This window comes from Mesorhizobium sp. M4B.F.Ca.ET.017.02.2.1, from assembly GCF_003998955.1.
GTDB lineage: Bacteria > Pseudomonadota > Alphaproteobacteria > Rhizobiales > Rhizobiaceae > Mesorhizobium > Mesorhizobium abyssinicae.
The window spans coordinates 1-13,852 of the sequence record NZ_RZOF01000144.1 but is presented as its reverse complement, the minus strand read 5'-3'; the positions used below and the strand labels follow the sequence as shown (position 1 = coordinate 13,852).

Here is a 13,852-nt window from a genome sequence, read left to right as displayed (position 1 = left end):
GCGCCGACTGTCCGAGGCTCTCGGTGATGGCGATGCGGCCGCCTGCGCCTCTGGCGAACTGTCCGCCGGGCGCCTTGCCCTGGCCGCGCTCCCCCGGCCGGCCGCCATCATGACGACCCTGCCGCGGGCCGCGCTGCGAACCGAAGAAGGTCTGTTCGCGCTCGCGCATCTCCTGCTGGTAGTGATAGCGCGTGCTTTCGTCGCGGATGCGGCTGGTCAGCTCACGCAGCGTCTTTCCCAGTTCCGCCCGCCGCTCCGGCGTGTCGAAAACGCCGCCCGCCGTCTCGCGCATCCACAACAGGTCCACCAGCGGCCGCGCATCGGCAAGCACCGCGCGGAACGCGTCCGGCCCCTCGGCCTTGACCAGATCGTCGGGATCCTTGCCTTCCGGTAGCAGCGCGAAACTCGCCGAGCGCCCGGCCTGTACCGACGGCAGCGCGAGATCGGCGGCACGCCATGCCGCCTTCAATCCGGCCTTGTCGCCGTCGAAGCACAACACCGGCTCCGGCGCCATGCGCCAAATAAGCTCCAGCTGGTTCTCGGTGAGCGCGGTGCCGAGCGGCGCCACGGCATTCTCGAAACCGGCCTGCGCCAGCGCGATCACGTCCATATAGCCTTCGACCGCGATCACCGTACCGCCCTTGGCCAGTGCCTTGCGGGCGCGGGCGAAATTGTAGAGCACATTGCCTTTGTGGAAGAGCTCGGTATCGGGCGAGTTCATGTATTTGGCGAGCGCGTCGGGCGCCAGCGCCCGGCCGCCAAAGGCGATGATCTTGCCACGCGAATCCGGGATCGGAAACATGATGCGGTCGCGGAACCAGTCATAGGAGACCGGGATGTCGTCGCCATGCCGCACCAGCCCGCAGGCCTCGATATCGGCCTTCGGCACGCCCTTGGCGGCAAGATGCTCCTTCAGCGCATTGCGGCTGTCCGGCGCATAACCCAGCCGAAACGACTGCTGGGTCGCCGAGGTCAGACCACGCTCCCTCAGATAGGCGCGGGCCTTTGCGCCTTCCGGCCCCTGCAACCGCTCCTGGAAGAAGGCGGTCGCCATCTCCATGACATCGGTCAGGCTGGCGCGTTCCTTCTCGCGCCGTTCCTCCTGTTCGTCGCGAACCGGCATCGGCACGCCGGCCATGTCGGCGATCTTCTCGACCGCCTCGGGAAAGCTCATGCCGTCGAGCTCGGTCAGGAACTTGAAGTGGTCCCCCGACACCGAGCAGCCGAAGCAATGGTAGCGGCCCTTCTTGTCCTCGCAATGGAACGACGGGCTCTTCTCGCCATGGAACGGGCAGCAGGCCCAATAGTCGCCGCGCGATGCATTGGTCTTCTTCCTGTCCCACGCGACGCGCTGGCCGATGACCGAGGAAATCGGCACACGGTCGCGGATCTCGTCGAGGAAGGCGGGCGGAAAGCGCATCGGCAAACTCTTTTCCCGTCCATATAAGCACGCTTGCCGGACCGCACGACCCCAAATACGGACGATGCCCGGTTTCCACAGGGCAAAAGGAAAGCGGCCGTCGCCGGCCGCCTTCTTCAAAACGCAGCTCAGTGCTGGCTGGCTTACTGCGCGGCGATGGCACCAAAGATGATGCCGGAGAAGATGCTGACCAGCACATAGTCGTTGCCGACGCGGATCCACTCCTGGCCAGGGCCCGGACGGCGCAGGCCATAACGGCCGTAATTGCGGATCGGCTGGTGCCGCTTCCAGCTGGAGTACTTCTGCCCGTTGCGCCAATGACTGCGCTTCACCACGACCTTCTTCTTGATGACGCGCTTCCTCACGTCGACGTGCTTGCCGGGCTGCTGCCAGTCGACCTGGCTATAGTTCGACTGCGGCGCGACCGGCGCATTGAGCGGCGCGGCCTGGCCCGAGACGGACGTGGCGGCCAGCATCGAGGCGGCGACGGCGGAAAGAACGAGACGTTTCATCACGGGTACTCCTTGGTTGTCGATGCACAAGCAATAGGGTGCCGGGGATGAACCGAAACTGAATGGTAGAATTACAATTATGTAATGATTTCTTGCATTTAGGATGCCAAATTCAACGTCGTCGTCAGATGGGGCGTTTGATAGGCGCGGGAGCGCCGGGCGGCATGCCGCCACCGGGCCGGCGGGCCATGCAACCAAATCGCCGTCCATCCATTTCCGACACGCCCTGTCGTGCGCCAACCGTCGCCCGACGGTCAAAATCTATTATCCGGCTAAAGTAAATCGGCGTATTCTCGGTTCTGAAATGTCTATGATTCGCACCCTCCATTGCCTGGTCGACGGTTCGGCTCGCGCGCAGCGCGCGCCCGTCGGATCGCGAGATCGCGCATGAGCGGTTCCGTCGTCCTTCTGCATCTTGCCGGCGCCGTGGCGCTGATGTTGTTCGCCACCCGCATGGTCAAGACGGGCGTCGAGCGCGCCTATGGCGATGCGCTGCGCCACAGGCTGCGCGCCACCATGCGCAATCCGCTGATGGCGGTTCTGGCCGGCTGCGGCCTCTCGGTCGCGCTGCAGAGCTCCACCGCCGTGACCTTGCTGGTCGGCTCCTTCGCCGGCGCCGGCATCGTCTCCGGCATGTCCGGCCAGTTGGCCGTGCGCGGCGCCGAGATCGGCTCGGCGCTGGTGGTCAAGCTGCTCACCTTCGACCTCTCGCTGCTGGTCCCGGTATGCCTGGTCGCCGGCACCGTCATGTTCATGGCCACCGAGCGGCGCGACTGGCGCCAGTCCGGTCGCATCCTGGTCGGCATCGGCCTATTGCTTCTGTCGCTGGAGATGATCGGCCAGGCCTCGGAACCGCTGCGCCAGAGCACGCTGATGCCGATGATCGTCAACTATTTCTCCGGCGATTTCGTCACCGCCTACCTGCTTGCCGCGCTGGTCACCTGGCTGTTCCATTCCTCGATCGCGGCCGTCCTGCTCCTGGTGACGCTGGCTGGCCGCGGCTTCATCCCGCCCGAGCTCGGCATCGTGCTGGTGCTTGGCGTCAATCTCGGCTCTTCGATCATCGCGCCGCTGCTCACCCGCAACGCCGAGCCCGGCGTGCGCGTCGTGCCGGTCGGCAACCTGCTGATGCGCGGCATGGGCTCGCTGGTCATGCTGATCCTGTTCATGACGCTGAAGCCGCCGGTCGGCTTCCTCGGCGCCAGCGTCCCCGACCAGATCGTCAACGCGCACATCCTGTTCAATGTGATCGTCCTGCTCGCCGGCCTGCCGCTCGCCAGCCTCGTCTACCGCGCCTCGGAGAAGATCGTGGCGCTCGGCGCCAAGCCGGAGCAGGCTTCGGCGCTCGACATCATCGAACTGTCGGCGCTCAACGAAAGCGCGCTTGATACGCCGAGCCAGGCGCTGGCCAACGCTACCCGCGAGGTCGTGAGGGTCTGCGAGACCGTCGAGATCATGCTGAAGCGCATCATCGAGCTCTACGAGAGCGCCGACGCCGACAAGATCAAGGCGCTGGCCGCGCTCGACGACCGCGTCGACAAGAAACACGCGGCGATTAAGCTCTATCTGGCCAAGGTCACCAAGAACCCGATGAGCGAGGACGAGGCGCTGCGCTGCCAGGAATTGATCGGCGCCTGCGTCAAGCTGGAGCAGGTCGGCGACATCATCGTGCGCAACATGCTGGTGCATGTCAGGAAGAAGCTCGAGCGGGGGCTGGAGTTCACGCCCGAAGGCTGGCGCGAGCTCAGCGCCTTCCATGCCTCGGTGCTCGCCAACGCGCGCCTTGCCTTCAACGTGCTGGTCTCGCGCGACCCCGAGGCCGCCCGCCAGCTGGTGCTGGAAAAGGACCGGCTGCGCGACCGCGAGAAGGAAACCAGCGCCAGCCATTTCGTGCGGCTGCGCGACGGCACCGCCAAGAGCGTCGAGACCAGCTCGATCCACCTCGACACCATCCGTGACTTGAAGCAGATCAACTCGCTGCTCGCTTCCATGGCCTATCCGGTGCTGGAAGAGCGTGGCCTGCTCGGCGGTTCAAGGTTGAAGGCGGGCTAGGTCGATACCGGGTGCGGCGACATCACCTCAGTCCCATCAGAATTTGTCTTTGCTCATCCTCTCGTCTCTCGGCTAAGGATCGTGTGAGGTCTACTGGGAGGATGATCGGCGATGGACACCCATTCACGCAGCTTCGCCAAGGCGCTTTCCTGGCGCGCCACCGGCACCATCGACACGATGATCATCTCGCTGGTGGTAACGGGCAGCGTCAAGCTGGCCGCCGCCATCGGCGCCACCGAGGTGGTCACCAAGTCATTGCTCTACTATCTCCATGAACGGGCATGGCTGAAAATCCCTTACGGCAGGAAGACGGCCTTCCTGGCCCCATCGGCAGCTGGCCGACCGGATTGAGCCGGTCAAGAAAAGCTAAAGCGGCATCGACATTTTCTGCATTGCCGGCGGCGCCCATCCATGGTTTGAGGCCATCTCATTTGGGATCGCTTGCCGCGCCATGCTTCCTCTCATTGCCCTGTTCATCGCTGCCTTTGCCTTCGGCACCACGGAATTCGTCATTGCCGGCGTGCTGCCGCAGGTCGCCGGCGGCCTCGGCGTTTCCATTCCCACTGCCGGTTACCTGGTCTCCGGCTACGCCTGCGGCATTGCCATTGGCGGTCCGCTGCTGGCACTCGCCACCAAGACGATCTCCCGCAAGACCCTGCTCATAGGCCTCGCCATCGCCTTCACCATCGGCCAGGCGGCTTGCGCGCTGGCGCCTGACTTCACCTCGATGCTGCTTTTGCGCATTGCAGTCGCCGTGGCGCACGGCGCATATTTCGGGGTCGCCATGGTGGTGGCCGTCGGCCTCGTGCCGGAAGACAAGCGCGGCATGGCGGTGGCGGTCATCCTGTCCGGCCTCACCGTTTCCAACGTCATCGGCGTGCCGGCCGGAACCGCGATCGGCAATCTCTGGGGCTGGCGCGCCACCTTCTGGGTGATGGGCGCGCTGGGCGTGGCGGCAATTGCCACCATGCTTGCTTTGTTGCCGCGCACGGCTGGGTCGTCGAACAGCCCCGCCAGCCTGTCGCACGAGGTCCGCGTTCTGGGACGTCAGCAGGTCTGGACCTCGCTTATCCTGATGCTGATGCTGATGATCGGCCAGTTCGGCCTGTTCACCTACATCACCCCGACGCTGCTCGAAGTCACCGGCCTCGATGAGAGCCTGGTGCCCTGGGTGCTGCTGCTCAATGGCGTCGGCGCGACCATCGGCGTCTTCCTCGGCGGCAAGCTGGCCGACTGGAAGCTGATGCCGTCGCTGATCACCATGCTGCTCCTGCAGGCGCTGGTGCTTGGCGTCATCTATGCCGTCAGCCCCTACCCCGTGGCGATGGTCGTTGCGATCGTCATCTGGGGCGGCCTCAACTTCGCCATCGGCGCACCGATCCAGACCCGCATCCTGGCCTGGACGGCGGACGCCTCCAATCTCGCCTCCTCGCTCATCCCCTCCGGCTTCAATGTCGGCATCGCGCTCGCCGCGTCGCTGGGTGCGGCCATGCTCAATGCCGGCTACGGCTACCGCAGCCTGCCGGTGGCCGGCGCGTTGGCCATGCTGGTCGCGGTCGCCGTGGCGGTCGCCTCGCAAGTCTGGGAAGGACGCAGCCGCGTGGCGCCGCCACTGCCCGCGGCAGCCGAGTAGCGACGCCTCTGCCACGGCGCCAGAAAACCCTGCAAAACAACGCGTTGCCGCGCCCTCCTGAATCAGATCGTCAGGCTGCCATCGTCGCTGCTATAGATCGATGCGGAAGCGCCGGCTCTCGGCGCCGCCATAGGCGGCATCCTCGAAGAAGCGGCCGACGAGCCTGCCGCCATTGGCCAGGATCACCTTGTGCGAGGCCGGATTTTGCGGCTTGGCGGTGATCTCGACAAAGGGCAGGCCGACCGCCCTCGCCTCGTCAAGCATCAGCCGCAGCGCCTCGGTCGCATAGCCACGCCCTCGCTTCCACGGCACCACCGCGTAGCCGATATGACTGAGAACATGCGAGGGAAGCGCCGCCGTACCGGGCTGCCAGCGGAAGCCGATCGAGCCGGCGGCCTTGCCATCCCAGATCCACCGCCGAAAGCCGGGCAGCCGCGGCACCGTCGTGCCGTCGGGCAGCGTGATCGGCGGTCCCCTGCCCTCGGGATCGTCGAGACCGGCGAGGAACGCAACCGGGTCCTCCTCGATCGCGGCGAGCTGCTCTCGCGTCGCTTCCTCAAGTCGCACATTGTCCGGCGACCAGCCGCGCTCCAGCGCCGCCTTGTAGGACGGCAAATGTTCGAGTGCTGGCTTGACGATTTCAACCATGATGTATTCCGGCTTGGAGGGGGGCAGCTAAACTAGAAGTGTTTCGCAGATCGGCGCGAGACCTTTTATGATCGGCTCCAGGTGATTCATCGCAAGACACAATGCGTTGACGGGGGTGAGCTGGTGCGGTTGAGATCTGTTCCGCTGGGTGTAGCTATCCTCAGCCTCTTTGCCATTGTCGTCACCTTGACGGCTTCGCCTCGATCTTTCGCCGCCCTGCAACCGTCCGGCATTCCGGCCTGGCTGCAGGCCCATGTTGGCGAGGGCGATGGCCAGATCGCAGAAGTCGTTCTGGAGCGGGCGCGCGCGCTTTACCTGAAAAAAGTCGCCGCCGGCGCCGTCAACAACCCCTGCTACTTCGCGATGGATGCGACGCGTCCCGGCGATCTCGGCAACGGCGTGCTGGGGCGCCGCTACTACATCATCTGCGAAGCCAGCCAGTCGTTTCGCGCGATCTCGTCCGGCCACGGCGGCGGCCGCAACCTGAAAGGCACCGTCGATTTCTCAAACGGAAGACGATGCGCCAGGAACTTCGGCAATGCGATGGATTCGGAATTGACCGCCGGCGGCGCCTACATGACCCGCGAGGCGAAAACCTCATTCAAGGGCTTCTATCGCACCGGCGCAAGACGGGACACGGCTTTCCTGCGCACCTTCATCCAGTTCGACGGCGAAGGCGAAGCCGCCAATGCCAGGCAGCGCGTGATTGGCGGCCACGCGGCCCAGGTGCTGCGCGGCATGTGCCTGCGCAAGAACCCCAACAGCTCCTACGCCGACCATGACGGCATGGTGCCGTTCGGCAAGCTGGTGGACTATGCCGGCGGCCGCAGCAATGGCTGCACCAGCTGGTCGGCAACCGATGCCGCGCAGCTCATCGCGATGGTCAAGGGCAACCCGACGACGCTCTACATCTATCCGGAATCGCGAGACATCGCCGCCGTAGCGAGCGGCCGTGCCGGTTCGGGCGCCTACTGGAACGCATCCTGCCTGAAGGATATCGGCAGGCCGAAATTCTGGCCGAGGAAGACCCTCGAGCCGATCATTGCCCAGTACAAGAAGGACCATCCGGCGCCGCCGCCGCAGCCGCTGCCGATCTGCAAGGGGTCGTGAGGCCGCCTCACCAGTGAAGCGGGCGAGCGCAGGTTACTGCAGCAGCCCTTTGACGATGCTGCTCGCCTTGCCGAAATCCATCTGGCCGGCATATTTCTGCTTCAGCGCGCCGATCACCTTGCCCATGTCCTTCTGGCTGGCGGCGCCCGTCGCCGCGATCGCCTCGCGTGCCGCAGCCGTAACGGCGGCATCGTCGAGCTGCGTCGGCAGGAAGCCGCGGATGATCTCCATCTCGCCACGCTCCTGCGCGGCCAGTTCCGGCCGCTTGCCGTCCTCGAAAGCCTTCGCCGATTCCTCGCGCTGCTTCACCATCTTGGCCAGGATCTGCAGGATCTCTTCTTCGCTCGCGGCCGGCTTGCCGGCGCCGCGATTGGCGATGTCGCGGTCGTGGATGGCGGCCTGGATCAGCCGCAGAGTGGGCAAGCGGTGCTTGTCCTGCGCCTTCATCGCGCTCTTCAGGGATTCGGCGATTTTTTCGCGCATCGTGCTCTCTCCTTCGAACGGCGCGGACAATAGCTTTGCCCCGCGCGCAAAGCAAATCCAGGCAAACCCCTGATATTGCTGGAGAAACAAAATCGGGACCGGTTTCCAGCCACCGCATTGACCGCTTTGGCGCCTTCGCCTATGTACTCGGTCCTGCATGAGACAATGAGTTCATGCCGCCCAAAAGTGCACAGCGGTTTTGGAAAACGGCATGAGCGAGAAGAATTGACGCGCGGAAGCCGCAGAAATCGCTGCTCCGCGCCGTTTGCTGCGCAGTTGGTCCCGGACCCGCTGTAACGCAGCCTTACAGGAGTGCCGCCATGGCGACGACGACTGCCTCTTGGAATACCGAGAAGCCGACCGCGCTTTTGGTGCTTGCCGACGGCACCGTCATCGAGGGTCGCGGCCTCGGCGCCACCGGATCGGCGGTCGCCGAAGTCTGCTTCAACACCGCGCTCACCGGCTACCAGGAAATCCTCACGGACCCATCCTATGCCGGCCAGATCGTCACCTTCACCTTCCCGCATATCGGCAATATCGGCACCAATGACGAGGACATCGAGGACCTCAACCCGGCCGCCCGCGCCGGCGCCGTCGGCGCCGTGTTCAAGGCCGATGTCACCAACCCGTCCAACTACCGCGCCGCCGGCCATCTCGACCAGTGGCTGAAGAAGCGCGGCATCGTCGCGCTTTCGGGCATAGACACGCGCGCGCTGACCGCGCTGATCCGCGAAAAGGGTATGCCCAATGCCGTCATCGCGCATGCGCCGGACGGCGTCTTCGACCTCGACGATCTGAAGCGGCGCGCCGCCGCCTGGTCGGGCCTGATCGGCCTCGACCTCGCCAAGGAGGTCACCTCGGGCCAGTCGTCGGTGTGGCGCGAGACGCCCTGGGTCTGGAACGAAGGCTTTGGCGAGCAGGCCGAGCCGTCGCTGCACGTCGTTGCTATCGACTATGGCGTCAAGCGCAACATCCTGCGCCTGCTCGCCGGCCTCGGTGCCAAGGTCACCGTTGTGCCGGCCAAGACCGGCGCCGAGGAAATCCTCGCCATGCAGCCGGACGGCATCTTCCTCTCCAACGGTCCCGGCGATCCGGAAGCGACCGGCGACTATGCGGTGCCTGTGATCCAGGACCTGCTCAAGACCGAAATCCCGGTGTTCGGCATTTGCCTTGGCCACCAGATGTTGGCGCTGGCGCTGGGCGGCAGGACCGCCAAGATGCATCAGGGCCATCACGGCGCCAACCATCCGGTCAAGGACCACACCACCGGCAAGGTCGAGATCGTCTCGATGAACCATGGTTTCGCGGTCGACGCCGACTCGCTGCCGGAAGGCGTCGAGGAGACCCATGTCTCGCTGTTCGACGGCTCGAACTGCGGCATCGCGCTGACCGGCCGTCCGGTGTTCTCGGTCCAGCATCACCCCGAGGCCTCGCCCGGCCCGCAGGATTCGCACTATCTGTTCCGCCGCTTCGTCAATCTCATCCGCGAGAAGCGCGGCGAGCCGGCGCTGGCCGAACGCGTCTAGCAGTTCAAACTTCTCAAGCCGGATCGGTCACGGCCTCCTGCGCGTGCATGCGCTCGACCTCCTTCGGCGTCGGCTTGGCGACTTTCGTGACGAAGACGATCACCGCCAGGGTGAGGAAGACCGCACCCAGCAGATAGGGCGCGCCGCCGAACACGACCGGCGCGCTCGGCCCGGTGAACCAGGAAAAGATCCCCGTGTAGAGCAGCGGTGTGATGATCGAGGTGATCGAGAAGATCGACGTCATCGCCCCTTGTAGTTCGCCCTGCGCCGAAGGCGGAACCTTGGCCGCGGCAAGGCTTCTCAGCGGCGGATCGGCCAGCGCCTCCAGGCAGCCGACGACGATCACCGCATAGATCATCCAACCCTGCGAGGCGAAGGCATAGCCGAAGGCGCTGAGCGCGGTGAAGGTCAGGCCGATCGCCGCCGTCCTCCACTCGCCGAGTTTCGGGATGACGCGCGGCAGGACGGTGGCCATGACGATCGCGCCGCACAGGCCGAAGGCGCCGAGCGAGAAGCCGATCTGTTGCTCGCTCCAGCCATAGCGATAATTGGACACGAACGACCACACCGCCGGGTACATCATGTGTCCGAGGGTCATCAGGAAGAAGACTAGGCCGATCCAGCCGATGCCGTGGTAGTTGCGCATCTGGATGAGCGTGCCGACCGGGTTGGCGCGTTTCCACTCGAAGCGGCGGCGATGCTTGTCGTCGAGCGTCTCCGGCAGCAGGAACAGCGCGATCAGGAAATTCACGAACGCAAGCCCGGCGGCAAAATAGAACGGCACGCGCGGCCCGAACGTGCCGAGCAGCCCGCCCAGGACCGGGCCAATGACGAAGCCGACGCCGAAGGCGATGCCGAGCAGGCCGAAATTCTTCGCCCGGTTCTCATCGGTCGAGATGTCGGCGATGAAGGCGGAGGTCGTCGAATAGCTGGCGCCGGAGATGCCGGCCAGCAGGCGCCCGATGAACAGCATCGGGTAGGTCCAGGCGATGGCGCAGATCAGATTGTCGATCGAAAAGGTGAGCACGGAGGCAAGCAGCACCGGCCGCCGTCCGAAGCGGTCGCTCAACCCGCCGATGACGGGAGCGAACACGAACTGCATCGCCGCATAGGCGAAGAACAGCCAGCCGCCCTCGATCGCCGCTTCGCTGACGCCGACTCCCGTCAGTTCCTGCAGGTAGGCCGGCAGCACCGGCATGATGATGCCGAAGCCGATAATGTCGAGCAGCAGCGTCGTGAAAACGAGCGCAAGGCCCCGCCTGGCGGTCTTGGGGTCGATCATGATGGTGTCAAGCTCCTCGGCCGCCTTGCAGCAAAGGCGGGTGCACCTTATAGGCGAGCCCGCCACCAAGAACAATGAGGGAACGACGGCAACTGCCTCATCCTGACATCAGTTGCCGCGATGGCCGCTTCCGATCGCCGCAGCAGGAACCCCGATGCGCCGCCTCAGATCGGATTGTTGAACGTGTCGCAGTCCGAGAGCTTGCCGCTCTTGTAGCCACGCGCCAGCCAGGTCTGACGCTGCTGCGACGTGCCGTGGTTGAAGCTTTCCGGCACCACGTAGCCCTGCATCTTCTTCTGCAGCGTATCGTCGCCGATCTGCTTGGCGGCATTGAGAGCGCTCTCGATGTCGCCCTGTTCCAAAATGCCCTTCTGCGCGGTGTAATGCGCCCAGACACCGGCGAAGCAATCGGCCTGCAGTTCCACTTGCATCGACATGTGGTTGGCGTCGGCCTCGCTCATCCCCTGCCGCATGTTGTTGAACTTGGGCAGGATGCCGGTGAGGTTCTGCACATGGTGGCCGACCTCATGCGCGATCACATAGGCCCGGGCAAACTCTCCGGAAGCGCCGAACTGCTGGTCGAGCTGCTGGAAGAACGTCATGTCGAGGTAGACCTTGTGATCACCCGGACAATAGAACGGTCCGGCCGCAGCCGAGGCGAAGCCGCAGGCCGAGCGTATCTGGCTGCTGAACAGCACCAGCTTCGGATCTTCGTAAGTCAGGCCGTTGGCCTGGAAGATGCCTTTCCAGGTGTCTTCGGTTTCGGCAAGCACGGTCGAGACGAACTGCTTCATCTCGTCGGAAGCCGGCGCCCCGGCGCCGCCACCTTCGCTGCCGCTCTCGTCGGTGATCTGGCCGCCGCTGTCGCCACCGCCCAGTATCTGTGACGGATCGAAGCCGAAATACCAGCCGGCGAGCACAACCAGGATGACAATGAAGATGCTTGAGCCGCCGCCGGTGCGGCCTCCGATCGGGATGCGGAACTGGCCCGGGCTGCCGCCGCCGAATCCGCCGCCGCCACCCGTGTCGCTGCGCTCGTCCTCGACATTGTCACTCTGACGGCGGCCTCTCCAGAGCATGGCAACTCCTCGCGATGCGAATTTCCAAACGGCCAGGCAGGCATCCTGGTGCCAATCAGACCCAACAAACAATTATCCCAATGGTTGCAGCAAGTCACAGCATTTTTCGCTCGCAAACCGGCGCTGGAATGGGCGGCGCAAGGCCTGTAGCATGGCGCCGGACAAGGGGATGCGAGGGGCGCTTGCGGACGATCGGCCGTTTCCTGTTTCTGCTGGTATTGGCCGCTTTCGGCGCTGGGGCGGCGCCTGCCGCCACGCTCGATTCCAGCGTCGCCGTCACCGATCCCGCGACCTTGCAGGCGCTCGAGCGCGGCGGCCTGTCGATCAGCCGACTGCTGGGCCCGGCGATCGGCCTGACGCGCGATGTGGACAATCGCGGCCTGTTTTCGGTGCGCGCGCTGACCCCGGTGCGCAATGCCGTCAAGCAGGAGATCGCCGACGAGCCCGCGGCAAGTCCCGATCCCTATGTCGCGGGGCTGGCCAAGTCCAAGGACACGAGCCAGAAGTTCAATCCGAAATACATCGACGACAACGGCTCGACGCTGGACCTCACCGGCGTCGTCAACCGCATGGATCGCGGCTATCTCGGCCACACCGAATGCGGCGAGATCCGGCTGATCTACCGTTTCCACTATTCGGTCGAGGAAAAGCCCGGAGAGCGGGTCTCCTCGCGGCTGCCGCTGACGATGAGCCTGGTCTTCAACGCCAAGCCGACGGCCGCGACGGGGCGCGCCTCCAAGGATCGCCCGCGCGCCGCCGATGGGTCCTGCGCCGACGTCGCCAGGCGCTGGCTGGCGGCCGGCGGGAAGGACCTTGCGCCCGAGCAGCTTGCGGCCTGGCTGCGCTCCGACGAAGGCCCGCTGTCGGGCGCCATGCTCAATTCCTCGCAGATCATGCGGCTCGAGCTCAACATGCAGGTTCTGCGCCTGTCGGCCTCGACGCGCCGCGATTTCGGCGGCCACGCCGAATATCTGCTGAAGATCTTCAAATGGGATCCGGCCACCGCCACCTTCCAGGAATCGCGGATGGAAAACCAGATCGAGCGCAAGACGGTGCTGGCGGACCGGCGGGCCTTCGCCAAATGGCTGCTCACCGACCGCAACATCTACGATCTCGATCGCGGCCGGCTGATCGTCGACGAAAAATTCCTGGCGACCAGCGCCGTCTCGGTGGCGCCGGGCGGCATGGCGCGCTCGCAAAACAACATCGCCTATGGCCTGCTCGATGATGCCGCCGTCGACAAGGCGCTGAAGGACTATGTCGCCAGGGGCAACGCGCTGCGCACCATAAAGTCGGTGGCCGGCTTCAATCTGCGCCTCAACGAGATGAGCTGCACCGGCTGCCACCAGACCCACGGCATCGCCGGCTTCCACTACACCGGCGCCGATCCGGCCAGCGAGCCGCGGCGCAACGCAGTTTTCGTGCCGGGCTCGGCGGTCTTCTTCGCCGACCTGCCGCGCCGCCTGGCCATCGTCGAGCAGTTCGCCGCCGGCGAGCATCCCGATTTCAGCAAGGGCTTCGCCGCCCGTCCGGATGCGAAATTCGCCGACGCCCTGAAAGGCACCGACCTCTACAATGGCTGGGGCTCGATCTGCTATCGCGGCACGGATGAAAGCTTCAAGGACTGGACCTGCGGCGAAGGCCTGCGCTGCGCCGGCGTCCACGAAAGCGCCATCCATCCGGGCTTCGGCACCTGCGTCAGCGAGGCCGGAACCGCGGTCGGCGACCCCGTCGAGTTCGGCGAGATCAGGATGTCGAAATGGGGCAGCGACCAGTATTGCCGCCTCTCGCCGGCGACGGCGAAAGCCTGCGCCATCGACCCGGCCAGGGACAAGAAGCCGCCGATCAAGCTTGCCGGCTATGGCGCGGCGCGCCAGCGCTACGACAACCCCGAGCAGAAGACCGGCGGTTTTTCGGGCGGCATGCTGCGTAAGGCCAGTTGCGACAAGCTGCCCGACGATGCGAGCTGCGGGCGGCTCGCCAAGACCGGCTTCAACGACTGCATCGGCTCCGGCAAGGACCACAAATATTGCACAAGGGAATTCACCAAGACCGCCGGCCTGCGCGCCTGCGACAAGACGCATCCCTGCCGCGAGGACTATATCTG

Annotated in this window: 12 protein-coding genes; 6 read left to right on the top strand and 6 right to left on the bottom strand. The window is 65.1% G+C overall.

Annotation, left to right across the window (positions count from 1 at the left end; all coding sequences use genetic code 11):
• Both dnaG and EN738_RS18215 read right to left on the bottom strand, forming a co-directional pair.
• On the bottom strand, window positions 1-1,420 hold a 1,420-nt coding region (gene dnaG, locus EN738_RS18220), incomplete at its 3' end, for a DNA primase (protein ID WP_127284903.1).
• Window positions 1,421-1,563: 143 nt separating this feature from the next.
• Window positions 1,564-1,932 carry an RcnB family protein gene (locus EN738_RS18215; RefSeq protein WP_127284902.1) on the bottom strand — a complete coding sequence of 123 codons (369 nt, stop codon included), beginning with the start codon at window positions 1,930-1,932 and terminating at the stop codon, window positions 1,564-1,566.
• Window positions 1,933-2,319: 387 nt separating this feature from the next.
• Between EN738_RS18215 and EN738_RS18210 the strand changes: the two genes are divergently transcribed.
• The 3 genes from EN738_RS18210 (at window position 2,320) to EN738_RS18200 (ending at window position 5,617) form a co-directional block, all read left to right on the top strand.
• Window positions 2,320-3,984 carry a Na/Pi cotransporter family protein gene (locus tag EN738_RS18210; RefSeq protein WP_127284901.1) on the top strand — a complete coding sequence of 555 codons (1,665 nt, stop codon included), beginning with the start codon at window positions 2,320-2,322 and terminating at the stop codon, window positions 3,982-3,984.
• 111 nt (window positions 3,985-4,095) lie between these two features.
• Window positions 4,096-4,335 carry a DUF2061 domain-containing protein gene (locus tag EN738_RS18205; RefSeq protein ID WP_127284900.1) on the top strand — a complete coding sequence of 80 codons (240 nt, stop codon included), beginning with the start codon at window positions 4,096-4,098 and terminating at the stop codon, window positions 4,333-4,335.
• 100 nt (window positions 4,336-4,435) lie between these two features.
• On the top strand, window positions 4,436-5,617 hold the full coding sequence (locus EN738_RS18200; protein ID WP_127284899.1) for an MFS transporter: 1,182 nt from the start codon (window positions 4,436-4,438) through the stop codon (window positions 5,615-5,617).
• 90 nt (window positions 5,618-5,707) lie between these two features.
• Here EN738_RS18200 and EN738_RS18195 read toward each other — a convergent pair whose 3' ends face one another.
• Window positions 5,708-6,265, bottom strand: a complete 558-nt coding sequence (locus EN738_RS18195; protein ID WP_127284898.1) for a GNAT family N-acetyltransferase — start codon at window positions 6,263-6,265, stop codon at window positions 5,708-5,710.
• A gap of 123 nt (window positions 6,266-6,388) precedes the next feature.
• Between EN738_RS18195 and EN738_RS18190 the strand changes: the two genes are divergently transcribed.
• Window positions 6,389-7,375: a hypothetical protein gene (locus EN738_RS18190; protein ID WP_127284897.1), complete on the top strand. Its 987-nt coding sequence runs from the start codon at window positions 6,389-6,391 to the stop codon at window positions 7,373-7,375.
• A gap of 33 nt (window positions 7,376-7,408) precedes the next feature.
• Here the strand turns inward: EN738_RS18190 and EN738_RS18185 are convergent, their stop codons facing one another.
• A complete protein-coding gene (locus EN738_RS18185) occupies window positions 7,409-7,858 on the bottom strand; it encodes a GatB/YqeY domain-containing protein (protein ID WP_127284896.1) in 450 nt (149 codons plus the stop codon).
• A 320-nt stretch (window positions 7,859-8,178) separates the two neighbouring features.
• Between EN738_RS18185 and carA the strand changes: the two genes are divergently transcribed.
• Complete coding sequence (gene carA, locus EN738_RS18180) at window positions 8,179-9,384, top strand: glutamine-hydrolyzing carbamoyl-phosphate synthase small subunit (RefSeq protein ID WP_127284895.1); 1,206 nt, start codon at window positions 8,179-8,181, stop codon at window positions 9,382-9,384.
• A gap of 13 nt (window positions 9,385-9,397) precedes the next feature.
• Here the strand turns inward: carA and EN738_RS18175 are convergent, their stop codons facing one another.
• Both EN738_RS18175 and EN738_RS18170 read right to left on the bottom strand, forming a co-directional pair.
• Window positions 9,398-10,666 carry a TCR/Tet family MFS transporter gene (locus tag EN738_RS18175; RefSeq protein ID WP_127284894.1) on the bottom strand — a complete coding sequence of 423 codons (1,269 nt, stop codon included), beginning with the start codon at window positions 10,664-10,666 and terminating at the stop codon, window positions 9,398-9,400.
• Between the two features lie 164 nt (window positions 10,667-10,830).
• A complete protein-coding gene (locus EN738_RS18170) occupies window positions 10,831-11,745 on the bottom strand; it encodes a neutral zinc metallopeptidase (RefSeq protein WP_127284893.1) in 915 nt (304 codons plus the stop codon).
• A 182-nt stretch (window positions 11,746-11,927) separates the two neighbouring features.
• Between EN738_RS18170 and EN738_RS18165 the strand changes: the two genes are divergently transcribed.
• Window positions 11,928-13,852, top strand: a 1,925-nt coding sequence (locus EN738_RS18165) for a hypothetical protein (protein WP_245494569.1), incomplete at its 3' end; no start/stop codon positions are given.

Excerpts from the sequence above, each read along its gene's own strand:
- EN738_RS18215 (WP_127284902.1), bottom strand. The coding sequence starts at position 1,932 with ATGAAACGTCTCGTTCTTTCCGCCGTCGCCGCCTCGATGCTGGCCGCC.
- EN738_RS18210 (WP_127284901.1), top strand. The coding sequence starts at position 2,320 with ATGAGCGGTTCCGTCGTCCTTCTGCATCTTGCCGGCGCCGTGGCGCTG.
- EN738_RS18205 (WP_127284900.1), top strand. The coding sequence starts at position 4,096 with ATGGACACCCATTCACGCAGCTTCGCCAAGGCGCTTTCCTGGCGCGCC.
- EN738_RS18200 (WP_127284899.1), top strand. The coding sequence starts at position 4,436 with ATGCTTCCTCTCATTGCCCTGTTCATCGCTGCCTTTGCCTTCGGCACC.
- EN738_RS18195 (WP_127284898.1), bottom strand. The coding sequence starts at position 6,265 with ATGGTTGAAATCGTCAAGCCAGCACTCGAACATTTGCCGTCCTACAAG.
- EN738_RS18185 (WP_127284896.1), bottom strand. The coding sequence starts at position 7,858 with ATGCGCGAAAAAATCGCCGAATCCCTGAAGAGCGCGATGAAGGCGCAG.
- carA (WP_127284895.1), top strand. The coding sequence starts at position 8,179 with ATGGCGACGACGACTGCCTCTTGGAATACCGAGAAGCCGACCGCGCTT.
- EN738_RS18175 (WP_127284894.1), bottom strand. The coding sequence starts at position 10,666 with ATGATCGACCCCAAGACCGCCAGGCGGGGCCTTGCGCTCGTTTTCACG.
- EN738_RS18170 (WP_127284893.1), bottom strand. The coding sequence starts at position 11,745 with ATGCTCTGGAGAGGCCGCCGTCAGAGTGACAATGTCGAGGACGAGCGC.